This is a genomic window from Candidatus Poriferisodalis sp. (assembly GCF_965198245.1).
Taxonomy (GTDB): Bacteria; Actinomycetota; Acidimicrobiia; order Acidimicrobiales; family Poriferisodalaceae; genus Poriferisodalis.
This window is the reverse complement of record NZ_OZ240249.1, coordinates 3,401,713-3,425,629: the sequence shown is the minus strand read 5'-3', so window position 1 is coordinate 3,425,629 and position 23,917 is coordinate 3,401,713. Positions and strand designations below refer to the sequence as shown.

Annotated in this window: 19 protein-coding genes; 8 read left to right on the top strand and 11 right to left on the bottom strand. The window is 64.8% G+C overall.

Going from position 1 to position 23,917, the window contains the following annotated elements:
- The first annotated feature begins 129 nt into the window (after window positions 1–129).
- Entirely contained in the window at window positions 130–924 is a 795-nt protein-coding gene (locus tag ACOCMM_RS15280; protein WP_419553990.1) for a DUF5131 family protein, read from the top strand.
- Complete coding sequence (locus ACOCMM_RS15275; protein WP_419553989.1) at window positions 921–2,048, top strand: three-Cys-motif partner protein TcmP; 1,128 nt, start codon at window positions 921–923, stop codon at window positions 2,046–2,048. The genes ACOCMM_RS15280 and ACOCMM_RS15275 overlap by 4 nt, the downstream gene beginning before the upstream one ends.
- Before the next feature lie 47 nt (window positions 2,049–2,095).
- Here the strand turns inward: ACOCMM_RS15275 and ACOCMM_RS15270 are convergent, their stop codons facing one another.
- From ACOCMM_RS15270 to ACOCMM_RS15240, 7 genes are all read right to left on the bottom strand, one after another.
- The gene (locus tag ACOCMM_RS15270) at window positions 2,096–2,989 is read right to left on the bottom strand and encodes a restriction endonuclease (protein WP_419553988.1); all 894 of its coding nucleotides are present in this window, start codon (window positions 2,987–2,989) and stop codon (window positions 2,096–2,098) included.
- A 104-nt stretch (window positions 2,990–3,093) separates the two neighbouring features.
- A complete protein-coding gene (locus ACOCMM_RS15265) occupies window positions 3,094–4,086 on the bottom strand; it encodes a DNA-processing protein DprA (protein WP_419553987.1) in 993 nt (330 codons plus the stop codon).
- On the bottom strand, window positions 4,083–6,152 hold the full coding sequence (locus ACOCMM_RS15260; RefSeq protein ID WP_419553986.1) for a RecQ family ATP-dependent DNA helicase: 2,070 nt from the start codon (window positions 6,150–6,152) through the stop codon (window positions 4,083–4,085). Before ACOCMM_RS15260 ends, ACOCMM_RS15265 begins: the two co-directional genes overlap by 4 nt.
- Window positions 6,152–6,475 carry a type II toxin-antitoxin system PemK/MazF family toxin gene (locus tag ACOCMM_RS15255; RefSeq protein ID WP_419553985.1) on the bottom strand — a complete coding sequence of 108 codons (324 nt, stop codon included), beginning with the start codon at window positions 6,473–6,475 and terminating at the stop codon, window positions 6,152–6,154. Before ACOCMM_RS15255 ends, ACOCMM_RS15260 begins: the two co-directional genes overlap by 1 nt.
- Window positions 6,469–6,714, bottom strand: coding sequence for a ribbon-helix-helix protein, CopG family (locus ACOCMM_RS15250; RefSeq protein WP_419553984.1), 246 nt, complete (start codon window positions 6,712–6,714; stop codon window positions 6,469–6,471). The genes ACOCMM_RS15255 and ACOCMM_RS15250 overlap by 7 nt, the downstream gene beginning before the upstream one ends.
- Before the next feature lie 58 nt (window positions 6,715–6,772).
- Entirely contained in the window at window positions 6,773–7,219 is a 447-nt protein-coding gene (locus ACOCMM_RS15245; protein WP_419553983.1) for a type II toxin-antitoxin system VapC family toxin, read from the bottom strand.
- A 3-nt stretch (window positions 7,220–7,222) separates the two neighbouring features.
- A complete protein-coding gene (locus tag ACOCMM_RS15240; protein ID WP_419553982.1) occupies window positions 7,223–7,486 on the bottom strand; it encodes a type II toxin-antitoxin system Phd/YefM family antitoxin in 264 nt (87 codons plus the stop codon).
- Between the two features lie 121 nt (window positions 7,487–7,607).
- Between ACOCMM_RS15240 and ACOCMM_RS15235 the strand changes: the two genes are divergently transcribed.
- Genes ACOCMM_RS15235 through ACOCMM_RS15225 form a run of 3 tightly spaced genes read left to right on the top strand, consistent with a single transcriptional unit; the run spans window position 7,608 to window position 10,184 of the window.
- Window positions 7,608–8,861 (top strand): sulfotransferase family protein, encoded by a 1,254-nt coding sequence (locus ACOCMM_RS15235; RefSeq protein WP_419553981.1) that lies wholly within the window; start codon window positions 7,608–7,610, stop codon window positions 8,859–8,861.
- A gap of 12 nt (window positions 8,862–8,873) precedes the next feature.
- Window positions 8,874–9,986, top strand: a complete 1,113-nt coding sequence (locus ACOCMM_RS15230) for a DUF1214 domain-containing protein (protein ID WP_419553980.1) — start codon at window positions 8,874–8,876, stop codon at window positions 9,984–9,986.
- 27 nt (window positions 9,987–10,013) lie between these two features.
- Window positions 10,014–10,184, top strand: a complete 171-nt coding sequence (locus ACOCMM_RS15225) for a hypothetical protein (protein WP_419553979.1) — start codon at window positions 10,014–10,016, stop codon at window positions 10,182–10,184.
- A gap of 7 nt (window positions 10,185–10,191) precedes the next feature.
- On the opposite strand, the gene ACOCMM_RS15220 is transcribed toward ACOCMM_RS15225, so the two are convergent.
- Both ACOCMM_RS15220 and ACOCMM_RS15215 read right to left on the bottom strand, forming a co-directional pair.
- Window positions 10,192–11,964 carry a hypothetical protein gene (locus ACOCMM_RS15220; RefSeq protein WP_419553978.1) on the bottom strand — a complete coding sequence of 591 codons (1,773 nt, stop codon included), beginning with the start codon at window positions 11,962–11,964 and terminating at the stop codon, window positions 10,192–10,194.
- 410 nt (window positions 11,965–12,374) lie between these two features.
- Window positions 12,375–15,350 carry a fibronectin type III domain-containing protein gene (locus ACOCMM_RS15215; RefSeq protein ID WP_419553977.1) on the bottom strand — a complete coding sequence of 992 codons (2,976 nt, stop codon included), beginning with the start codon at window positions 15,348–15,350 and terminating at the stop codon, window positions 12,375–12,377.
- A gap of 486 nt (window positions 15,351–15,836) precedes the next feature.
- On the opposite strand from ACOCMM_RS15215, the gene ACOCMM_RS15210 reads away from it, so the two are divergent.
- On the top strand, window positions 15,837–17,192 hold the full coding sequence (locus ACOCMM_RS15210) for a Fic family protein (RefSeq protein ID WP_419553976.1): 1,356 nt from the start codon (window positions 15,837–15,839) through the stop codon (window positions 17,190–17,192).
- Window positions 17,193–17,650: 458 nt separating this feature from the next.
- On the opposite strand, the gene ACOCMM_RS15205 is transcribed toward ACOCMM_RS15210, so the two are convergent.
- Window positions 17,651–20,350, bottom strand: coding sequence for a fibronectin type III domain-containing protein (locus ACOCMM_RS15205; protein ID WP_419553975.1), 2,700 nt, complete (start codon window positions 20,348–20,350; stop codon window positions 17,651–17,653).
- 391 nt (window positions 20,351–20,741) lie between these two features.
- Window positions 20,742–22,016 (bottom strand): acyl-CoA dehydrogenase family protein, encoded by a 1,275-nt coding sequence (locus tag ACOCMM_RS15200; RefSeq protein ID WP_419553974.1) that lies wholly within the window; start codon window positions 22,014–22,016, stop codon window positions 20,742–20,744.
- Window positions 22,017–22,107: 91 nt separating this feature from the next.
- Between ACOCMM_RS15200 and ACOCMM_RS15195 the strand changes: the two genes are divergently transcribed.
- Both ACOCMM_RS15195 and ACOCMM_RS15190 read left to right on the top strand, forming a co-directional pair.
- Complete coding sequence (locus tag ACOCMM_RS15195; protein WP_419553973.1) at window positions 22,108–22,398, top strand: hypothetical protein; 291 nt, start codon at window positions 22,108–22,110, stop codon at window positions 22,396–22,398.
- Between the two features lie 516 nt (window positions 22,399–22,914).
- On the top strand, window positions 22,915–23,802 hold the full coding sequence (locus tag ACOCMM_RS15190) for a hypothetical protein (protein WP_419553972.1): 888 nt from the start codon (window positions 22,915–22,917) through the stop codon (window positions 23,800–23,802).
- Window positions 23,803–23,917: the final 115 nt, after the last annotated feature.

Below are 23,917 nucleotides of genomic sequence, written 5' to 3'. Positions count from 1 at the left end.
TCTCGTGGACGATTCTTGTCACACCCCTAGTGCACGCTGACGTTCGTGCAACCGCCGACAGGTCGCTGTCTTGAGCGACGCACACGTCGACTTACCGTCCGACCGTCTATCTGCCGAAGGGAAGCGATCATGAGTGACCGCACCGGCATTGAGTGGACTGAGGCGACGTGGAATCCCACCACAGGCTGTGACCGCACCTCTGTGGGTTGCGACAACTGCTACGCGCTCACGCTGGCGAAGCGCCTGAAGGCGATGGGCAACCCCCGCTACCAACGTGATGGAGACCCGTCCTTGAGTGGACCAGGCTTTGGCCTGACCCTGCATCACGACCTGCTCGACCGGCCGCGGCGTTGGCGCAGACCCCGCTTGATATTCGTGAACTCGATGAGCGACTTGTTTCATCCCGATGTGCCACTGGATTTCATCCAGAAGGTGTTCGAGGTGATGGCCGACACTCCGCAGCACACCTACCAAGTGCTCACGAAGCGGTCGAAGCGGCTTGCAGCTGTCGCAGGCGATCTGGAATGGCCTTCGAACGTCTGGATGGGCGTCACGGTTGAGACGCCCCGCTACGCCTTCCGCATCGACCATCTGCGCTCGGTAGGCGCTGCGGTGCGTTTCATTAGCGCCGAACCGCTCTTGGAGGCGCTGCCGAATCTCGATCTCACTGACATTCACTGGCTCATTGCCGGAGGCGAGAGCGGTCCAGGCGCCCGATCGATGGAAGCCGATTGGGTCAGAGACCTGCGGGATCAGTGCGCAGACGCCACTGTCGAGTTCTTCTTCAAGCAGTGGGGAGGCCGCACCCCCAAGGCTGGCGGCCGAGAACTCGATGGCTTGACCTACGGCTCGATGCCTCAGAAGGAATCGATGCTCAAGGAGGTCCCTGTCGAGATTGCCCGCTCACTGGACACAGCGGCATGACATCAACGACTTGGACAATTCCAGAACACACTCGCGCCAAGCATCTCTTGTTGCAAGGTTACTTGAAGGCGTGGTACCCGATTCTCGGGCAATCCCATACCCGGGTCATATTTCTTGACGGCTTCGCAGGCCCTGGTGTGTACGAGAATGGTGAGTGGGGATCGCCTTTGATTGCAATTGATACGCTCGTCCGTCACAACTATTTCCCACAATTGTCCTCAACGGAATTCGTGTTCATTTTTGTTGAGGCCGAGGAAAGTAGATGCAACAACCTCAAAGACGAGATCGACGGATACTGGAAATCAAACGAAGGTAGGCCCCATAATGTTGTCGTGAAGATCATCCACGGCGCATTCGCAGAAGTTGCCAGTCGAATCGCCGAGATCGGACCTGGCCGGTTGGCGCCAACTCTGGCATTTGTGGACCCCTTCGGTTGGTCCGGCGTGCCGATCAATATCATCGCCGATCTGCTGGCATCTGACAAGTGCGAAGTTATCTTTAACTTCATGTTCGACCATGTCAACAGATTTGTCAATGATCGGCGTCCCGGTATCGCCCACTCCTTTGAGGAGTTGTTTGGAACCACTAACAGCGAACATCGCCATGTAAGCAGTTTGTCGGGCGAGAAACGGAAAGCATTTCTTCGAGATCTCTACGCATCACAGCTACGTGACATCGCCAATTTTACATATGTGCGTCCATTCGAAATATTGAATGTCGATCGACATCGCACGGAGTATTATTTGATGTTTGGCACCCGGGATGTCAAAGGACTCAAGGCAATGAAGGATGCCATGTGGGACATTGACCCCATCAATGGCATTCGATTCTCGGGTTTCGCCGGAAATCAGTCGATGTTGTTTGAGCCGAGCGTAGACCTATCCGCGCTCCGCCGCGCCTTGTTTGATGAATTTGGGTCACGCACTGCGAGCGTCGACGAGATCAACGAGTTTGTGGTTGTCCATACCGACTACAAGGAGAGCCATTACAAACGGGTGCTCCGTTCACTGGAAGAAGAGAGCTTGATTCGCTGTCTGAGCTCGCGCAAGATAGTGCGAACGTATCCGAGCGGGACGGTTCTCGAGTTCCTCAACGCCCCGGAGCGGCCACCACTCTTCGCCTAGCTACCTGTCTTATCGGTCGCTCGCCGAGTCGGAGACTGCGATGCGACTCAAGCAGGCTCGAATTGCTGGAACCATGTGGCATCGATTTCGATGTCCTCGATCTGGCGGGTGCGCGTCGTGACGCCGAGGTCGTATTCCTTGAGCAGGTCGCAGAGATCTTCGCCGTCGATCAGCTGTACCGGGGGAGCACCGTCTCGGCTTGCTTCGTCGCGTGCGCCGCGGGTGAAGGTGCCAGTGGTCACTAGGAGGCCCTTCTCGCCGCGTCCGGCCATAGCCCCTCGGAAGTCGCGTACGGCACTCGACGGGACCGAACCGCTGTAGCGCTTGCATTGGAAGTAGATCGGGAACGACACGAGGGACAGGCGGTAGACGCCAACGCCATCGAGACCGCCGTCACCGCTTTGGCCGAGCACTTCGACCTCTCTGAACCCGGCCTCGCGCAGCAACCGCTGAGTGAGCCGCTCGAATGCGGCGGGGGATATCTCCAGAAGCTGTTGCAGCAGGGTCACCCGCCATTGGGAGTCTGAATCGGAGTCCTCGGCGAGGTCAAGTTCGTCGTCCTCGGCGGTGCCGGGCCGCTCGCTGAGCTTCCGCTGGGCAGTACGGGCTGCGAGCTCGGCGCGAACCACGCGCAGCTGCGCGTCGATCTCCGAGTGCGATTCGATTCTTCGGCCGCCATCGGTGAGCGCCCACACGCCGCGTCGGGAGTTGTCCACTGCGCCGATCTTCTTCAGATAAGTCAGTGCCCATCCGATCCGATCAGCCGCCACAGACACGCCAGTGGTCTCGTAACGGAGATCCAGTTGCTCGTCGGAGAGCTCTGCGCGACTGGCCACCGCGGAGACGATCTCGTCGCGCCGTGCTGAGCCCCCGAGCTCCTTGAGCGCCTCGAGGACCGGAATCATGAACTCGTCGTATCGCGGCAGATCCAGTTGGCTCATGGCGTGAAGCTATCGCTGCACGACACCTTGGCTGTCGGGCCACCGTCGCTCCACCGGGTCCCGGGTGCCCGCCGCACTAGCGACTTCGGCAAGAACAATGAGTTCTATATCGATGCCGGTCTCGCACCGTCGAAGAGCGTTCCCTGCGCGGGGCGGGCGGCGAGTGGGGGCGCGTCGATGTTGGCGTCAGCGTCATCACCGTCGAGCAGGGTGTCGAGCTGTTCGATTTCGGAGATAGGCACTGCACCATGTCGTTCGAGATCTTCGTTGCCCGGGCCTTCGCCGGGTCCTCGCCAGACCGCGACCCGGCCGAATTGGCGGTCGAGTGCCTCAGTTGCGCCAGTCCAGGTACCGCCTGAGCCCTGGTCGCTAGCGACCACAAGCGTGACTGCGGCCTGGGCGTAGATGAGCTTGTTGCGTCCCATTGCGTTGCCGGCGCTGAAGCTGGCGTCGGGGCTGTAGGGCGCGCACATGACGGCCCGTCCATCATGAATCGCTGCGCGGACGTCGGCGTTGCGGAGTTTGCGTGACAGCGAGTCCGCCAGCACGCCGACAACTGCGCCTCCCCAATCCAGTGCCGCATTCATTGCGAGCTGATCGACGCCTCGAGCCCCGCCCGACACGAGAGGAATACCGCGGACGACTGCGCACTTGGCAGCCTCGACGGCAACCTCGGCGCCAAGCGGACTTACGTCGCGGCTGCCCACTACGCCGAGACCTGCGATACCGAGCAGTTCGGTTGCGCCCGCCGCATAGAGCAAAGGCGGCGCCTTGGGCCCGAGGCGCTCGGGCCAGCGTGTCGGGTAGTGCTCGTCGAATGGGGTGAGCGTCCGGATACCCGACTGCTCTAGCCGCTCCAACTCGAACGCGAGTGCCGTGGCTCGGCCCATCAGAGCACCGATGCGATGAGCGAAATCGCCTATGAAGTCGTGCGCCGCTGCGAGATCGTCGGCCTTCATTCCGAGCAGGCAACTCGGTCCGGTGCCCAGGCGAGCTGACAGCTTCCAGAACTCCGATGCCTTCAGCGGCCGCACTCGGTCAGCACACAGGCGGCTGACGAGAGAGATCGTCGCCAGAGCGTCGTCTCCTCGCCTCACCCGCCCGCCCTCTCGGACGTCTCGGATAAGGCCAACGGGAACACACGACCCGCTCCGGCGGTGCGCAGCTGCGCTCCCACGACCGTCAGCGTCCAACGGGAATCAACCACATCGTCGACCAGGAGCACCGGGCCTTCGGGCAGCGGGGCGCTGATACTGAACGCCCCGTCAACGTTGCGGAACTGCTGATGGCTGTTCCGCAACGACTTCTGTGTCTGCGTGTCGCGAACCTGCACGACCGCATCGTGACACGGCAGCCCGAGCGCGTCCGCGAGCCGGGTAGCGAAGTCGGGAACGAGTGTTGGGTAACGGCGCGATGGCACGAACGTGACCCAGGTCGGTGAGGGTACGGGCTGCCATCGGTCGCTGATGAACTCTGCGACAGCGTCCACCAAGCGGTCGTCGAATCGGCCATCCGACTGCTTGCCCTTGCGCACCAGGTTGCCCCAGCCGCCGTCACCCCATCTCGACAGCGCTCGACCGTCTTCAAGTCGAAGCTCTGCCGGGATCGACTTGGCGCTCGCCCACTGCTTACGGGACTGGATCACCATGCTCTCGCTGCGCAAGAACTCCACTGCCCGTTGCACCTCGGACGGATCGAACGTCAGCGCCATGGTGTCGCCGGTGCAGTTGTCGCACGAGCCGCACGGCTCGCTTACCGGATCGTCGAGATGCTGCCTCAGGAGCTGCATTCGGCACTGGTCGGTGTCGATGTACTGGCGCACCAGTTCGAGTTCGGCGCAGCGCAACGCAGTGACCGCTTCGACTTTGTCGTGATCGAAGCTCCAAGGTCGGAGCGACCGTTGCCACCGGCTGCCGACGCGTTCGATTGCGCCATCCACTTCCAGATTCTTCAGAAGATTCTCGAGACGTTTGTTGCCGACGTTCACCTCCGGGAGCAACTCGTTGAGCCGCATCGGCTCGTGGCGCTCTTCCAGCAGTCCGACGACATGCTCAGCGAGCCGGGGGTTGGGGAACGACGTCTCGATGAAATAGTTCTGAATGTCGGCGTCTTCGGTGCCCCGCAACACGATGCCCCACGACTCCGGCACTCCCCGGCCCGCCCGTCCGACCTGCTGGTAGTAAGCGACTGGCGATCCCGGCGACTGATAGTGGATCACGAACGACAGGTCTGGCTTGTCGAAACCCATGCCCAACGCGGAGGTCGCGACGACTGCCTTGACCGAGTTGCCGAGCAGTGCCTGTTCGATCTCGGGTCGCCGGGACGATTCGGTCCCACCGCTGTAGGCCACAGCATCAATGCCTTCGCAGACCAGCCAGCCCGCGACGCGTTCGGTGTCTCGAATGGTGGAGCAGTACACGATGCCGGTACCCGGCAGCTTCGCCAGCGTCGCCGCCAGCCATGTCAGACGCTCCGGTGGCGACAGGATCGTCAGGGCGTGCAATCGCAGACTGTCCCTGCCGAGTGGCCCGCGCACTGTCTCGAACTCGGACCCGAGTTGCGTGATGACATCGGCAACGACCCGGTCGTTGGCCGTTGCGGTGCAGCACAGCACCGGTATCTGTGGCGGTAGCAGATCGAGCACGCGAACGAGCCGTCGGTAGTCCGGCCGGAAGTCGTGACCCCAGTCGGAGATGCAATGGGCCTCGTCGACGACGAGCAGACCGCATCGCGCAGCTATGACCGGAAGCACCTCGCTGCGAAATTCGTGGTTCGCCAGCCGTTCGGGTGAGATCAGCACGACATCCGCTTCGTCGGCTTCGATCTGCGCGATGACCACTTCCCATTCATCGCGGTTGGAGCTGTTGATGGTGACGGCGCGTACGCCGAGGCGTTGCGCCGCCTCGATCTGATTGCGCATCAATGCGAGCAGCGGCGATACCAGCAGCGTCGGGCCGGAGCCTGCACTGCGCATCAGCCGGGTAGCGATGAAATAGACCGCACTCTTACCCCAGCCGGTTCGCTGCACCAGAAGTACTCGCGCACGCTCCGCAACCAGACGACGGATAACACCGAGCTGTCCATCGCGGAATTCGGCCTGTGGGTCTCCGGTCAGCTTGCGCAGCAGGCCGAGCGCATCTTCGGTTTCCGGGACGGGGCTCATCAGTAGACGATGTCCAGTGCGTAGCGAAGTGCCTGGTCGAGTTGTGCCCGTTTGAGAGCATCGAGCCGGCCCACTGGTTCGGCATCCAGCCGGGCAATCGGCACGGTGACGATGTTGTCGCAGCTGATGACGCACGTCGCTGGCAGTCCCTCGTTAACGCCGATCTCCACCTCCGAGCGGATGCCGCGCATCGTGCGCGTGACGGGAGCGCAAGTGATTGCTGTCAGCACCGAAGCCGCCGCGTCCCTCGTCAGGACGCACAGGGGTCGTCGCCCGCCGGGCTCCCCGAGATCACCCCAATAGATCTCGTTGCGCGCTACCACGGCGGCGCTGTCTCGGCCGCCAATCGTGCTGCCGCCTCGACGAACGCCGGATCCTGCGGCTGGCGGCGATACGCAGCGATGAGCACTGCATCGGCGTCGGCCAGATCGGTGGCTTCGATGACAGCGCGTGCACCGCGACGAAGCAACGCGGACCTGTTCGTTCCCTCGGCGGTCGCGATCTCTGCAAGTCGTTCGATGAGTTCGTCGTCGAGCTGAACCAATACTTCACGCCGAGCCATGACCATATGGTAGGACATATGGTCATGGAGGCGAACCTGATCTCAAGCTTCGCGGCTCTCAGTTGTTCGTCAGGCGTTGCAAGGTGGCAGGCACGACGGCAAGTTGCTCGGCTACAGCGCCGTCGTGGAGGCGGCGATCCCACACCGCAACCACGAGGTCAGCGGCGTCGAGCACCAGCGCACTCGCCAGATGGACGGCGTCGGCTCCCCGCAGCCTGTGGCGTCGCGCGAGCTGGCCAGCGGACTGTTCTACTCGCTCGCTGAGCTCGACCGGCTGGACGCTTGCCCAAACCTGTTGCCAGCGCTGCTCGCAGTCCACAACTTCTGTCTCGTCGAGGTCGCCTCGCAGGCCAGCGGCGGCGAGCGCGGCACAGACTTCGGTGAAGGCCAGCCTGCTGGACACGGCTGCGTCGCATCCGTCCCAGATCGCCTCTGCGATCTCGCTGCCGGCTTCGTCGACGATCAGCTTCACCAACGCGCTGGCGTCGAAGTAGGCGATGGCCACTGCTCAGCGGCGCTGATCGCTCACCAGATCCGACAAGGGCGAGCGAGGACGAGGACGCCGTTGTCCTGTCGCCTTGGGTCGGTCGCCTCGCACGGGTCGCGAGATCACGCCTTGCGCAGTCAGTCGCTCGATGGTCGGAGCCGAGTCGATACCCGAGAGCCTTGCGACAGGAACGCCTCGTTCGGTGATGACCACCTCTTCGCCAGAGCGGGCGCAGTCCAGCCAGTGACGCAGCCTCGCTCGGAACTCCGTCGTTGCAACGTTCATATTCAGACCGTACCAGTGGAACCAAAATGTACAAAAGCGATTTTTTAATCTGTACATCATGCCCGGTGCCGGATCGAGTTTGCGTGCTCTATTGCGGCGCACTGATACGTTCCTCGCTCATATGACTCAAGACTCCACTGTGCCTGCGCCCATGACCGAACGGTTCACCCGGCCCGACTGGGTTCGGCGCATCAACCTCATGGCCGACTCGGTCGGCGGCCGGCCCGGGGACCTCGTGCCCATCGACGCCGGCGAGCTGCTGAAACAGGCCACTGCTTCGGTCGGCGGCATGCCGACAGGCGATCTTGGCGATCCCGGCTGGCAGGAACGCTTCGAGTCTCTGGTCGCCGACCTGGACGCCTCGCCCATGCACCTGGTCGGCCGGCTGATGACCAAGCAGGAATTGCTGCGCTCACTGCGCACGCGCCTGCTGCTCACCGCCGCCATCGACGCCGTGCCCGAAATCACCGCCGAACCGGTGGCCGCTCCGGTGATCATCGCTGGTCCCGCCCGATCAGGCACGTCGATCCTGTTCGAGTTGCTCGACCTGCACCCTGACCTGCGCGCCCCGATCGGTGCCGAGGCGCTGCATCCGGTGCCGCTGCCCGAAGCAGGCCTCGCCGATCCCACCGAAATGGGGGAGTGCGAGCAGGAGTTCTGGGCCGACATCCAGCCCGAGTTCCTGGCCATGCACGAATTCCGGGCTGACCTGCCCGTCGAGTGCATCACCCTCACCCAGGGCAGCTTCGCCGGCTTTCACTGGAGCATGATCGCCCCGCTGCAAGGGTGGTTTCCCGACCTGGCGGTGAACTACAGCTACGAGCGCCAGATCCTCCAAGTGCTCCAGCACGGTGCCGGCCGCACGCAATGGGTGCTCAAGACGCCCGGACACCTCTTCGTGCTGCCGCAGCTGTTCGAGGCCTTCGATGACGCCTGGGTGGTGCAGACCCATCGCGACCCGGCTCGCACCATGGCCTCCACCGCCAGCATCACCGCCATGGTCCACTGGATGCGCTTCGAGAACGTGGACGTCGGCGGGAACGCCCAATTCGTGCACGATGCCTTCGCCTTCGCCCTCAACGACTCGGTGAGCCTGCGTCAATCCGGCGCCGTGCCCGACGAGCGCTTCGTGGACATCAACTACACACAGCTCGTGAGCGACCCGGTGGCCACGCTGGGTCCGGCGCTCGAACAAATGGGCGTGCCGTTGACCGATGCCTACGCCTCAGCCGTGCGGGACTACCTGGCCCACAAGCCCAAGGGCAAGTACGGCAGGCACCGCTACCAGCCCGAAGACTGGGGCTTGACCACCGACGGCATACGCGCCGCCACCGCTCCCTACATCGAGCGCTTCGACCTGGCTCCCGAAGGCTGAGCCGGGCCCGCCATGGACACTGATTCCCGCCGAGCTCTCGCAGAGCTCATCGACACGCTGCGCGAAGCCGACGAGCGCTGGATCTCGCCGGCGTGGAACCTGCACACCGACGAGGACGCCGTCGAGGCCCACCGCGCCCTCATGCACTACCTGCAGTGGGGGCTGGTCGGGCTGTTCGAGCGTGACCCGTCCGCCCCTCGCTTCGAGCGCTTGGTAACACCGAACCGCAAGTTGCTGGGCGACAACCCCGACACCGTCTACTTCGAGGCCCCGGTGTCGGCCGACTACGCATACCGCGTGCGGGGCGAGACCAAAGACGCCACTTACGTGTCGATCACCGTCGAGTCGAGCGTTGGGTGGGGGTCCATGGACAACCAGGTGCTCAGCGTGATCAACGACACGACCCTCGACATCGACGCCGACGGCCGTTTCGAACTCCTCCTCGGCGGCGAGCCCCAGCAGCACAACTGGCTGGCGCTGCCTCCGCAAGAAGGGGCGATCATCTGCCGCCACTACTTCGAAGACGTCACGCATGCGGGCACAGATCCAGACCGAGTGCCTGCAATGCATATCGAGGTCATCGACGGCACGCCCCCGCCCCGACCGTCCGATGCCTCGGTCAGCGCCGGCATCCGTCGGGTTGCCGCGCTGGTGCGCGAGCTCACCGTGGACCGCCCGCCGATGATCGACGGCGAACCCCGTTCGTGGGTCTCGCTGGTGCCGAACGAGTTCCCGCCACCCGGCATGCCCGGCGACCTCGGCCTCGCCGCCACCGACGCCGCATACGCCCTGGCGCCGTTCGTGTTCGGTCCCGACGAGGCGCTGGTGATCCGGGCCCGCTGGCCCCGCTGCCGCTACGCCAACGTGAGCCTGTGGAACCGCCACCTGCAGTCGCTCGACTACGCGAACCGTTCGATCTCGCTCAATCGGGCACAGATGGTTGCCGACGCCGACGGCCGATTCACTGCCGTCATCTCCCACACTGACCCCGGCACTCCCAACTGGCTCGATACCGAGGGCCGCCCCTTCGGCATCGCCTTCTGGCGCTTCATGCTGCCCGAAGGCGAGATCGAGACCCCCCAAGCCAAGCTGGTCCCCCTCGCCGATCTCCACACCCGCCTCTGAGGACGCTCCAGCCGCTGAGCTAGACAGGTGAGCTGGACCCCGGCGCCGGAGCGCATTCATCGTGGCATAACGCTCCACCAAGCGGACTGCCTCATTGCCGCTGCGGCAGTCGGCGCAGGCGCGTCGCTTGCCACAGCGAATCTCGCGGACTTCCCCATGCCAGAACTCGACCTCCAACACTGGCCGGTCGGCGATTGAATCCGGCTCACTGAGTCGCCGCGCTCGACATGTCCATCGTCCGCTCGGTCTGCTGAGCCGCATCACTCACCAGCGTCACATGCTCACGACAATGCAGCGCGACTGTCTCGCCCTCGCGTGCCCACACCGTGGCGTCGCCGGTCAGCGGCCCGGCCAATGCAGCGTCGAAACAGGTGACAAGCAGGGGCAAGCCGAAGATCGTGTTCTGGAAGTTGTACGCGGCTCTCTCGGTCTCACAGACCACCAGAAGCGGAAGCGGCTGTCCCTGCCATGCGCATTTGCGGTACGGACCCAGCTTGCGGTGCACCTCTGACGGTGTGGTCGCATTGCGCTCGTACTCGACGCAGTAGCCGCCTGCTCCGAAGGGCCCCTCGGCGACCAGGACGACGAAATCTGGCCTGACCTGTGTGATGTTCGGCAGGTTGACCTCCGCGCGCCATCCGCCGAAGGCTGGGACCCCTTCGCGCGCGAACTGCACGACGAGCCGATTGATCCCGTCGTTGTGCGCTGCCTCATGCTGTCGGTAGTCGGATTCGAGCAGGGCGCCATGGCGGCTGTGAATCACCGTCGTTAGCACCCGGCTCAGGTTGGCCGCGCGCAGCATGCCTCGCTCCGCAAGATAGAAACGCCCGTCGAATTCGGCGACAAGCCCGAGATCGACGAAGCGGGCAAGCAACTCGTCGACAGCCTCTGCTGACTCGCGCACCAGTTCGGAGAGCCACGCTGCGCGCATTGCCGGGAACTGCGCGATCGTCAGGAAGATCCGGTATGCGGCCGGTCCGTCGATCGCTTCCAGATCGAAGTTCGCAGACGTCCAGCGTTGCATGTCTTCCACGCAGCCGAGCTGAGGATGCCCCGGCGGATCCGATACCCGGTCGCGGGACGGTCGTACTTCCACGGCATCTCGCCATCGTCCGTCGGCGGTGCAGACGAGCGTGGGCGCTGTCTCGACAAGGGTGCGGCGAACAAGATCCGCCGCCCAAGCGTCGGCGGCCACGATGACCTGCGCCGAAGGCTCGACCGTTTGCTCCGGATCTTCGTAGAAGACCCGGTTTGCGATGCGGAAGCAGCGGTCTTGATGAGCGACGTAGCAGTCGATTCCCCAGAAGCGGTGTTGTTGCTTGCGTCTCAGCACTCGTTCTGTCGCGTGCAGGCCCACATAGGTGAAAGTCACCCAGATCGGCTCGCCGTAGCGGGCGACTGCGTGGAAAAAGCCGCCATGTCGCAGCAGGCGGAAGTCGGTCATGTGCAGTTCGGCGTCCGCGGGAACGCCGTCCGCCGGCCAGATCGTCGAACCGTTGCGCATCAGGTCTGGCGCGATCCGGTACACCGCTTCGAGCATGGGCAGCCGCCGCAGGCACGTTCTGATGCCTCGTGCTGTTGCTGTCCACGGCGGATGCTCATGGAGGCTTGTCGACGTGCTGCCTGCGGTGACCGGGGGGACGAAGGGCGAGAAGAACGGCTCCTCGAGGTGTGCCAGGTGCTCATGATCCGACGCGAAAACCCCTCTGGGTGCGCTGGGTACACCAGCGTCGCAACGAAGGCGTGCGGCCCGTGGGGCGCGAGCCCCTTCCCGGGGAGTGAGATGCGTGTGGTCGGTTGCGTACACCCACGGGATCGCTTGGCTCGTCAAGAACCAGCGATCCTGCGAGTTCTCGCTCATCCCGCGCCGGGTTGACGCAACCAAGTCTGCGTTGCGCAGCGAAGCGAGCTGTTGGCGGAGCTGCGGTGCTGCGACATCGATGACCGCCGTCAGATTCTCGACGCTCGCGAGCGGCATACGGCCGATGATCCTCAGCAGGCGCTGCTGACTGTCGTCTGTACCGGTCACGCATTGCCGGAATGCCCGTGCGTTTCGACGGCACCGAGCCGTGCGGGGTGCCGTCGCGATCAGCACGTAGCCACTTGCGTCCGGCGGCGCGGGATCGACTGAATCGCCGCTTTGGGAAGCTAAGTGTCAGCCGACCGCGAGAAACCGGTAAACGACGACGAGTTCGTGAGCATCTCGCACGACTGGAATGAGGATCTCGTTATGTGCCGCTTGTGGCTCAATAGAGCCCGGCGCTAGAGGCAATTGACGGACGATCCCGAGGCGTTGTCTTCCAGCCTCAACGCTCCATGCGTCGACCGCGCTGCCCGCAAAGATGCGGTCGTCACGCGGCTGTCGGAGGCGTGCTCTGAGGCGTGGGGTTATGGGTTGGTGGTGAAGGTGACGGTGCCGACGAGGTGTGCGGGCGACCAGATGCCGCCGGGGTAGAAGCCGCCGTCGAAGGTGGGGATGAAGTTCTCGGCTTTGACGCCGGCGCCTTGGCCGCCGATGTATTTCTCCTCCGACACGAGCCGGAAGATGGCTTCGGCGGTGTAGGTGGTGCCCGGGGTCAGGCCGCTGACGGTGACCGATGCGTCGTCGGTGTGGGTGCAGCCTTCGTTGAGGGCGTCATCGGAGGCGTCCTGGTTGGCGTGGTAGTCGGGCGCGGGGTCCTGGGCGTAGGCGATCGCCTGCACGCTGTCGATCACGAGGTTGTCGTACTGGTTGCCGCTCGAGGTGACGGTGTGGGTGAACGTCACAGCACGATCCGACGATCCCGAAGCCCCCTCAACGGCACTCAGCGTCACCGTCTTCGGCACAGACCAATTCACCCGCGTGAAGACCAGATTGCCCGTCCCGCCGAACTTGATCTGTGTGCCGCTCTGCCCGACCTGGATCACCACGTTGCCGCTGGTGGGCGCCTCGCTCAGCACCACCGTGTAGGTCTTGGAGGTGTCGTCTTTGATCGACAGACGCCTCGGGGACACGGTCACCCCGAATACGTCGTTCACGGAGAGCGTCACATCGGGGACGGTGAAGCCGTCGATGCCGGACCTGCGCTTGTGGGTCACCACCACGATGTCGTCGTCGCTGTCGCCGTCCCTGAGTGCGGTCGCGGTCACCTCCTGCCAGCCGCGCCAGTTCGACGCGGTGAACGTCAGGCTCGACGGCGACACCGACACATCGCTGTCGCTGCCCGCCCTCGGCGCGATGTCGATCACCGTGTCGGCGTCCGGCGCCGCTTTGAGCCTCATCCAGTAACTCTTCGAGCCGCCCTCGTCGAACGACAGACTCGCCGTCGCGGACGGTATCCGAACCCCCGTTCGGGTCAAGGCGCCGGTGTTGAACTCCACCCGGCCATAGGTCACGGTGGCAGGCCGCACAACCACCGGCACCTCAGGCAGACAGGTGTTGTGCCCCCAGCCTTTGGCGCCGATGCCCACGTGCAGCAGCCGGTTCTCGGGGCCCGAGCGCGGCGGTGACAGGGCGAGGTGGTCCTTTGCGTGGTTGCCGAGCTGGCTGCCGGCCGCGTCGGTGCCGGTCATGTTGACCCGGATGGTGGCGCCGGTGCGCCAGGTGTCGGTGACGGTCACGAGGCCGGCTGCGGGCAGCTGGCGTTCAGAATCGGTGGACACCGCTTTGGTGGGGTTGCTGCGGTCGGTGCCGCGCACCGCGATCACCCGGTAGGAGAACTGGGTCAGCGCAGCGATCTCGGGATAGGAAGCGGTTTGCACGAAGTTGCCTGCGCTGTTGTAGACGGGCTTGTTCGCGGTCGTGGTCACGTCGCTGCCGGTGTCAGCCCATTCGGTGATGCTGCTGGCGGTGATGGTGGCGACGTCCGCGAAAGGCAGTGCGCGTTGTTTCTGGGTGACGAGGCGGCGCTGGATGACGTAGCCGGTGACCGACGACGCGTCCTGGCTGGGCGCATCCCAGTCCAGGTTGATCGCCAACGTCGTGCCGTCGGCCACGGCCTGCTTGGTCGGAATCGACACGGTCAGGTCCTGGGGGGACTCGGCGTCGGGCCGAGCGGCGTCGCGCTCACGGGAGACGTACGTGCTCTCGGACAGGCGGCCGCCGACGTCGCGGTCGAGAGCTCCGAGAGTTAGGTACACGGAGCGGATCCGGTAGATGTGCGCCCGCGGGCCGACGAGCGCGTCGCGGCTGTTGTCGGTGAACTCGAACCCGGTGTGAGGCTGTGATCTGTCGAAGGTGTGGATGAGCAGAGGCTCGCTGTCCGACAGCAGCCTCACGGTGTCCGCGGCGACGTCGTAGACGTGCCCGAACGAGGTGCGATAGATCTCATAACCCGCCAAGCCGCGCTCGTCGGCGCAGGTGTACCTCCAGTAGCCGCCGGTCTCCGTGGTCTTCCACGCCCTGTAGCCGCTGGGATGGACATATCGCACGGTTTCCAGGGTGCCGGGCACCCGCTCGGTGTCGTACTCCAAGCAGGCCAGCACCTCGTTCGGTTCGTCCCATGTCAGCTTGATGCCGTCGTCGCGCAGCTCCGCGGCGAAATTGCGGGGCAGGAAGCTCTCATCGTCATACTCCTCCAGCACTTCGTACTTGTAGCCGTCGGGATAGTCGTCGAATGCCGGAGAACCGCCGATCGTGCTGGGATAGCTCGCGGGCAGGCCCGACAGGGCGGAGCGGTCCTGGAACTGCTCTGGGACCGTGACCTGCGGCGAGGACCGCACCACGACCGCCCCTTCGCCGTTGTCGGGCGGGGGCACGAACTGCTTGTCGTCCTGCTGTGGGTCCTGCTGCTGGCTCGTGCCCGACCTCACCGACACCGCCGAACCAGCAACACCGCCCTCACCGTCGTCGTCGCCGCCGCCGTTGCCGGGATCGCCGCCGTTGCCGGGATCGCCGCCGTTGCCGTCGCCGTCGCCGTCGTCGCCGTCGCCGTTGTCGGGGTCTGGGTCGGGATCGGTGGGGGGTGCGCCGGTGTCGGGATCACAGCCGGTCTGCGGGTCAGCCGACACATAGCCGGCGGCGAGGTCGACGCGCGAGTAGTTGCCCCAGCGGCTGAGCTGGTCGCCGCGGCGCGCTTTGACCCGATAGGTGTACGCGGTGCCGGGCTGATCAGCGCATCGATCCACGAACGAGACGTCGCTGGTGGCGGTGTCTGCGGCGATCACGTGGAACGTGCCGACTGCGTCCACCCCGGGGCGGCGACGCAGGACCTGGTAGCCGGTGACTCCCTCGGCGTCGTCAACCGGCGCGTTCCAGCTCAAAGTGACCACGCCGTCCGCCAGCGACGCGGACAGGCCCTTGGGATGCAAAGAGCTAGACGACGCTCCCGCAGCAGGAGACAGCACTGCTGCCGCGAGCGTCATCGCCGCCAGCGCTGCGGGCACCGACCATCTGCGCCTGCGGGGCCTCATTCCGCGGGGGGGGGGGGGTCTGAGACAGGCGGGCGTCGAACATCACGGACAAACTCCAAGACGGCCTTGGGACCCCGGACAGGCTCGAAGCGGCCCAACGCCGCACTGCACTAGGGACCCGAACTGATTGCTGATCGCGGAACCCTACACGACCTATCCATAGCAATTCAACAACACATGAGCACAACACATATACCCAGCGCACTCGAACAAGGCCCATCTCGCCGACGGCTGTGCGGTGCCTCAGTCGCCGACAAAGCTGACCAGCACTTGGTTCGCCTCCAAGGCATTCCTCCTCGAAGTGGCAGGTGGCGTGGTCGGAGAGTTCGTTGCTGTACGCGTCGACTGGCCACATGAACAACCGAGGTGCGTGCCCATATAGCCCATACGACCATATAGCAACGTTTTCGCGTCGCCAAAAACAGTCGAGTAGCTCATACGACCAGATATAATCGGCGGGTGGGCAGGTATGTCGATGCCGAAGGGTGGCTGGCTAGCCCGACCGGTTTCGGGCGAAGGGCATACCGCGCCTTCGTACCGCACCCGCTGGCAGGATGGGATCCCAGCCTAGGCGTCGATTCCATGAACGCAGTCACCGTCGCCGACAGAGCGCTCGTTGCGACCGCGGCACTGCCTCATACGACTCTGGGCGGCACGCTTGCAGACTGGATGATGGCTCGTGACGAGAGCATCCGCTCGAGCGTCATGGAGGGCGTCGCGGCCACAGAGCCCGGCCTGGAGTGGGCGCGCTATCTGAGTCAGGCCGGCAGGCCTGTGGACGATGAGAACGATGCGCTCACGCTCGGTGCGGCAAAACAGGTAGCAGCCGCAGTGGAACTCGGACGGAAGATGCGTGCTGGAACCATGTCCACGCTGGAGGACATCGTTGATGTTCACGGGTGTCTCTTCGCCGAGACACGCGAACACGACATCGGGGGGGTCTTTCGCGACGAACCGATATGGATCGGACCTCCTGGGTGTCTTGTCGACGATGCGTCGTTTGTGCCGCCGCCTGCCGAGCATGTGCCCGAGCTCATGAGCGATCTTGTCGATTATCTCAACACCAGCGACCACCCAGCGGTGTTGCGGGCGGCGGTCGTTCATGCCCAGTTCGAGACGATCCATCCCTTCGAAGACGGCAACGGCCGAACGGGTCGTGCTCTCGTCCACACCGTCTTGATCGCTGCTGGCGTGACACGCGCAGCGGTTCCGATCAGCGCTGCGCTGAGCCATGACCGCTCCGGTTACTACGACGCGCTCAACGCGACACGGGTCGTGTGCGAATCCCATGACACAGCGACCCGCAGCTTTGCCATGCACGACTGGCTGAGGGTATTCAGCAACTCATGCGAACAAGCCAACCGGCAAGCGGCATCTGTGACACAGACCGTCGAGGGCATGGTCGCCAGATGGCAGGAGGCTGCGACATTCCGCCGCGACAGCACAGCGGCGATACTCCTAGAAGCGCTCCCGTCGATGCCGGTGCTCGATGCCCGGATGGCCTCCCAGAGGCTGGGCATGACCGAAAGGGCCGCGCGGGCGGCACTGGCATCTCTCGATGCAGCGGGCATTGTCAGTCCCACAGGTGGCCGACGCAATCGGAGATACACCGTTCCCGACATGGTCGGCATGCTGCGACGCATGACCCCCGACGGCGGACTGCCTCATCATCGCGGCACCGCACTGAGCGCGCCGCCGCCATCGCCGCACACACCGCTTACGCACACAGCATGCGGCTACCTCGGCCCGCGCTCCAACAAACACTGCTGGCTCCCCAAAGGCCACATCGGCCAGCACCGCTATCCGCCGCGCTAGAACCAACAACAGGGCCTCAGCGGATGCGCGGATAGGTGAACCTTCCCGGTACGGCACCTGTTGTTTCCCGCTCTTGTTCCCAGTGCCTATTCGAGACGGGCTCACGGGCCGCTCGGGCCACGGCTTCGCCTATCGGCTCAGCCTCTCAGCGGTGTCGGCAGTGCCGGCAGCCAGGCCCCCAACGATGACGTACGCGTCGTCGGCGTGCATGCCGATGCAGGTGTGCTGTCCCCATCCTCGCGTGCTCGCACAAGGCTTTGGAGTGAGCGAGGCGAGCGTCAGCGTTTCATCGACAGAGGTTCTCAAGGGAAGTCATGATGTCGGCTGAGCAGCTGCATCCCGTCGCGATTGAGGCTCGGAACGGCTACCGGCTGTGGGTCCGTTTCGATGACGGCGCCGAACGCGAGATGGACCTGTCTCGGCGCGCCGGGCCCGCAGGCCCGGCAGATGCCTGGCTGCTATGGGTTGGTGGTGAAGGTGACGGTGCCGACGAGGTGTGCGGGTGACCAGATGCCGCCGGGGTAGAAGCCGCCGTCCCAGGTGGGGATGAAGTTCTCATGCTTGACGCCGGCGCCTTGGCCGCCGATGTATTTCTCCTCCGACACGAGCCGGAACAGGGCTTCGGCGGTGTAGGTGGTGCCCGGGGTCAGGCCCGTGACGGTGATCGATGATTCGTCGGTGTGGGTGCAGTCGCCGGCGGGGCTGAGGTAGAGGGCTTGAGCGGCTTGGTAGCCATAAGGGCCGTCGGCGTCGCTGACGACCACCATCACCGGGTCGATGGAGAGCCCGTCAAAGGCGTTGTCGCTGGCGCTGTCGACCACGGTGTGGCCGATCCACCCCGCATAGTTGACATCTGAGGAACCCGCGAGGCCGCTCACGGTCACGGTCTTGGTGATCTTTCCGTTGACCGCGTCAGCGGGGCTGAATATCAGGGTTTGTTCCGAAAAGCCGTCGACGCGTATGCGATTGGAGACGAAGGTGTTCACCTCGATGTGCACAACTGTCGCGGGGACTTGTTCGAGTGTCACGGTGTAGGTGGCCGTCGAACCCGGAGCCAGCTCCACGAATGCCTTGCTCACGGTCACTTTGTCGGTCGTGTCGGTGCTGTCGCGGTTGCGGAGGCACGTGTTGTGCCCCCAGCCCTTGTAGCCGATGCCGACATGCAGCAGCCGGTTCTCAGGACCCCCGCGCGGCGGTGCCAAAGCGAGGTGGTCCTTCGCGTGGTTGCCGAGCTGGCTGCCGTTCGGGTCGGTGCCGGTCATGTTGACCCGGATCGTCGCGCCGGTGCGCCAGGTGTCGGTGACCGTCACGAGCCCGGCTGCGGGAAGCTGACGCTCCGAATCGACCGACACCACTGCGGAGGGGTTGCTGCGGTCGGTGCCGCGCACCGCGATCACCCGGTAGGAGAACTGGGTCAGCGCAGCGATCTCGAGATAGGAAGCGGTTTGCACGAAGTTGCCTGCGCTGTTGTAGACGGGCTTGTTCGCGGTCGTGGTCACGTCGCTGCCGGTGTCAGCCCATTCGGTGATGCTGCTGGCGGTGATGGTGGCGACGTCCGCGAAAGGCAGTGCGCGTTGTTTCTGGGTGACGAGGCGGCGCTGGATGACGTAGCCGGTGACCGACGACGCGTCCTGGCTGGGCGGGTCCCAGTCCAGTTCGATCGCCAACGTCGTGCCGTCGGCCACGGCCTGCTTGGTCGGAATCGACACGGTCAGGTCCTGGGGGGACTCCGCGTTGGGTCGTGCGGCGTCCTCGACGCGTTCGATGAAGGTGCCGGCTGACAGGCGGCTGCCGAAGTCGCGGTCGTTTTCGAACACGTCGACATCGGTGCCGTACAGGGTGCGCATCTGGTAGATGTGCCGACGCGGGCCGACCAGCGCGTCACGGCTGGTGTCGGTGAAACTGAAGATGCCAGTTTGTCCGATGACGGTGCCGATCAGGTGGGGCTGGCTGTCCGAGAGCAGCTCCACGGTGCCGTTGCGGTAGACGTGCCCGAACGAGGTGCGGTAGATCTCATAGGCGTCATAGACGCGCCGGTCGACGCAGGTGTACTTCCAGTAGGCCTTGGTGCGGTCCTCTTCCACCCAATAGCGCATGTAATCGTTCTGGAACCAGCGGCCGACGCCGTCTATTACCGCCCAAACTCTGCGGTTGACTCTCTCGGAGTGCGAGGTCTGAGGGCCGGGCACCCGCACGATGTCGTACTCGGCGCAGGCCCACCACTCCGGGCGTTCGAGCTGTTGCCAGCTGATCAAGATGCCGTCATCGGTCAGTTCCGCGGTGACGTTGCGGGGCGCGAACCGCGAAGCGTCATGGCCGGTGATCTCAGCGACCCGGTCGGGGTCGTTCTCGTTCTCCGGTGTCAGGGTGTCTTCCCTGGCGAACGCCGGGGGAGCGCCGGGATCGAACCCCAGCGAGTTCGGGTAGCTCGCGGGCAGGCCCGGCAGGGTGGAGCGGTCCTGGAACTGTGCTGGGACCGTGACCTGCGACGAGGACCGCACCACCACCGCCCCTTCGCCGTCGTCGGGCGGGGGCACGAACTGCTTGTCGTCCTGCTGTGGGTCCTGCTGCTGGGTCGTATCCGACCGGACCGACACCGCCGAACCAGCAACACCGCCCTCGCCGTCGTCGCCGTCGTCGGGATCGCCCCCGTCGTCGCCGTTGTCGGGATCGCCCCCGTCGTCGCCGGAATCAGGATCGGGGTCGGGGTCGGGTTCTGGCTCTGGGTCGCGTGCGGGTTTGCCGGTGTCAGGGTCGCAGCCGGCCAGAGGATCAGCAGCGACATAGCTCGCGGGCAGGTTCACTCGCGAGTAGTTCCCCCAGCGGCTGAGCTGGTCGCCGCGGCGCGCTTTGACCCGATAGGTATACGCGGTGTCGGCCTGATCAGCGCAGCGGTCCACGAACGACGTGTCGCTGGTGGCGGTGTCGTGGGCGACGACATGGAACGTCCCCACCGGGTCTACCCCGGGGCGGCGTCGCAGCACCTGATAGCCCGTCACCGACCCGGCGTCGTCGATCGGCGCGTTCCAGCTCAACGTCACCACGCCGTCCGCCAACGACGCGGACAGGCCCTTGGGATGCAAAGAGCTAGACGACGCCCCCACAGCAGGAGACAGCACTGCTGCTGCGAGCGTCATCGCCGCCAGCGCTGCGGACACAGCCCATCTGCGCCTGCGGGGCCTCATTCCGCGGGGGGGGGGGGGGGGGTATGCGAACGCAGTGCGTCAGAGGTCACGGGCTTCACTCCAAGAGGACTTCAGGGCCTGCTGCAGGCCCACAACAGCTCGCTGCCGCACAGCACCACGCTGGGACTCGAACTGACGTTGACTGAATGACGCTTCAACGATAGCGCATGTAAACATGCATTTGATTCACATATGCAGGCCGCAGATACTCTGGTCGCCAACGCTCGTCGGGGAGCACACCCAAGAGCGCTGTGACCTCGCACGATGGGCACAACTCGGCGACGCCGAGAGAGAACCGCTCAGACAGCCGTCCTGGGCGGTTGGGAAGTCGTTAGGGGGCTGCTGTCGGCGGCGGCCGTGTTGACTATTCGGCGCGCTGGGTGCCGACCTTCAGCTCGCGGAACGGGCTCGTGGTGTCGATGCCGGGCTCCTTGGGCAGCCCCAGCACGCGTTCGCCCACAATGTTGCGCATTACCTCGTCCGAGCCCCCGGCGATGCGCATGGCGGGGAAGCCCAGCACGTATCCGGCCCACGAGAACGTGCCCCACTCGCCGGTATCGACCGCCAGCTTTTCCCCCAGCGTGTTGCTCACGAAGTTGCAGGTGGCGTTCATCTGGCGGATCAGCCCCATCTTCGACAGCGACATCTCTGGCCCAGGCGTGCGGCCGGCGCGCAGCGCATCCATCGTGCGCTGGTTCGACCAGCCCAGCACCTTGCCGTGGGTGTAGATCTCGGCGAGCTTCTGGCGGGTCAAGGCGTCGCCGCTCACGCCGTAGTGGGTGGCCATGGCTGCCAGCTTGGTGAAGCTGCCCCCGCTGCCGGATCCGCCGCCGATCGCTGCGCGCTCGTTCATGAGCGTCGTGAGCGCCACACCCCAGCCTTGGTTCACGTCGCCGAGGCGGTGGCTGTCGGGCACGCGCACGTCGGTGAAGTACACCTCGTTGAAGTTCGCCCCGCCGGTCATCTGCCGCAGCGGCCGCACGTCCACGCCGGGTGCGTTCATGTCCACGATGAACCCGGTCAGGCCCTGGTGCTTGGGCAGATCGAAGTCGGAACGGGCGATCACCTCGCCGATCTCGGAATAGTGCGCGCCCGAGGTCCAGACCTTCTGGCCGTTGAGGATCCATTCCTCGCCGTCGCGGTCGGCCCGCATCTGCAAGCTGGCCAAGTCGGATCCCGCACCCGGCTCGGAGAACAGCTGGCAGCCCACGATGTCGGCTCGGAACATCTTGGGCAGCACGTCAGCGGACACCTCAGGATTGGCGTGCGTCAGGATGGTGGGGGCCACCATGCCTAGGCCGATGCCGAAGAAGCCGCCGTCGGGTGTGTCGAACTGGCTCTCGAGCTGGCCCCAGATGCGCTCGTACTTGCGAGGCAGGCCACTGCCACCCAACTCCGTCGGCCCGCCGATCCAGCCATAGCCGGCGTCGAACTTGGTGGCTCGCCACGCCTTCGCCTCGTCAAGTTCCTGCCGCTCGCGCTCGCGGTCGATCTCTTCGAAGAGCGCTGCATTGTCGGGTCCCTCGCCCCAGACGAATTCCCGCCGTTCGGCCTTGCGCTTGGCATTGGCCTCGAGGAACGCTGTTGCCTCGGCGGTGAACTGCTCCTCGGAGATCTCGGCGGTGTCGGCAGCGGCCATGTCGGGCTCCTGTTTCATAGGTAGGACTGCGGGGAAGTCCGGCTTGTGAGCGGCCCCAAGCTACTGGCTTATCTCGCTACGCTCATCGGCCATGGGTCAGCCCGTTCGAGTAGCAGAACGACCGTCCGCCGCACGTCCGGGCACGGTGCGCTTCGAGACCAACCGTCCGCTGACGGGGGCGGGCCACCGCTACTACAACAGCGCCGACGATGCGGCCAGCGCTGAGGACCCGGCCGATCTGCTGGCATGGCGGCTGTTCCAGCGCGGTGGCGTCGACCACATACACGTCTACGGCAACGTCGCCACCGTCGACATCTCGCGGGGCCACACCTCCGAGGGCATCGTCGATCTCATCGAAGAGCTGTTTGCCCACTACCGCTAGCTCGCTAGCGGTAGCGACAGGCACAGTCGCTAGCTCGCTAGCGGTAGCGACAGGCACAGTCGCTAGCTCGCTAGCGGTAGCGACAGGCACAGTCGCTAGCTCGCAGCAGTCGTGTACATCGTGGCCAGGTACAAGATGCTGTCCAAAGGCGATTCATGGCCTTGGTTCTCTCGTAGTTCTCTGCAAGAGGCTCTTCTCGTCGAAGAAAGGGCTCGGTGTCTTCCCTCGGACTTCACCGCCTGACAAGCCCACGGGGGGAGTGCCACCACTCGCCAATTAGACTTCTTCATCGAAATAGCTAATGTGTTTCATGTCGGCATAGCCCATAGGCGAATGCGGCAATCCACAGTGGGCAGGCGGGTGTGCCTGTGCTGCTGAGGCGCAGGAGGTTGATGGTGGAGGCGTCACCGACGGCGACCCGAACGATCGTGCCATCTGCCGGACACGCCCGGCGAGCGTCTCGAGCCGCACTTGCCGGTTGAACGCCCGCCCGCCCGACATCGCCCCGCTGCGGCCATGGGAAAGCGCACGGGCGGCACTACGCCGAGTCTCGGCACGAATCGCTGTGCGGCGGGCGCACTCGCGACCATGCTGGTTCTGGCTGCCAGCTCGGCTGCCGCTTGCGGCGACGCTGAGCGCGCTGCGCACAGTGCCGCAGATTCCGGGGTAGTCGTCGCGGCGGCGTCGAGCAGCCGCGGCGATGCAGCCGCACGCACCGTCACCGCAGCAGACGCATTCTCAACAACAAGTGAGAATGTGCAGCCACCGCACGGTCGAGCTGCACCGCTGACAGCGTCCGCACGATCGCCGCAAGCGACATGGGGCCAAGATCAGGAGCAGCCACAGCAACGAGAGCAGGCTCAGCAGCCGGGCCAGCTCGATGGGCAGAGCACGCGTTCGATCCCCGAGTGGTCCATCCCCGCCGAAGCCGAGCCCTACACCTGGCAGGACGGCGAACGAACGCTGCACGTCTGGCTCGATCCCTCCTTGGAGGTCCGCGCCTCCGCTGACGGCGTGCCCCAAGGCGATGTGGTGGTCCAGTCGAGTCTCGGCGTCATCATTCGCGTCGATTCCGAGATCGCTTCCCGTGGCACGGCAAGCGAGCAGGACCCCAAGGCCAAGAGCTATCCGGTCTTCAGATCCGACTCGGGTCAGTTGATGATGCTGCCCGGGGGCGTGCTGATCAGCCTCGACCCTGCTTGGAATGCCGATGACGTCGCAGCATTCTTCGAGCGCAACAGCATCGACCCTGATCTGGCCGCCGAACTGGACTACCTCCCCAACGGCTACTTCATCGAGACCGAGCCAGGGTTCGCATCGCTTGATCTCGCGAGTGCGCTGGTCGCCATGCCCGGCGTCGAGCTGGCCGTTCCCAACTGGGCCTCAGAGCTGAGCACGCGGTGACCGCGCTGCGACAACGGTTGACCACTCCTGGGGGGCCAGCCGACCAGGCCACCGAACCCTGCAACCGGTGACGGCACAGTGAGCCGGCAGCACTCCAGCCTGACAGGCGGTGCCA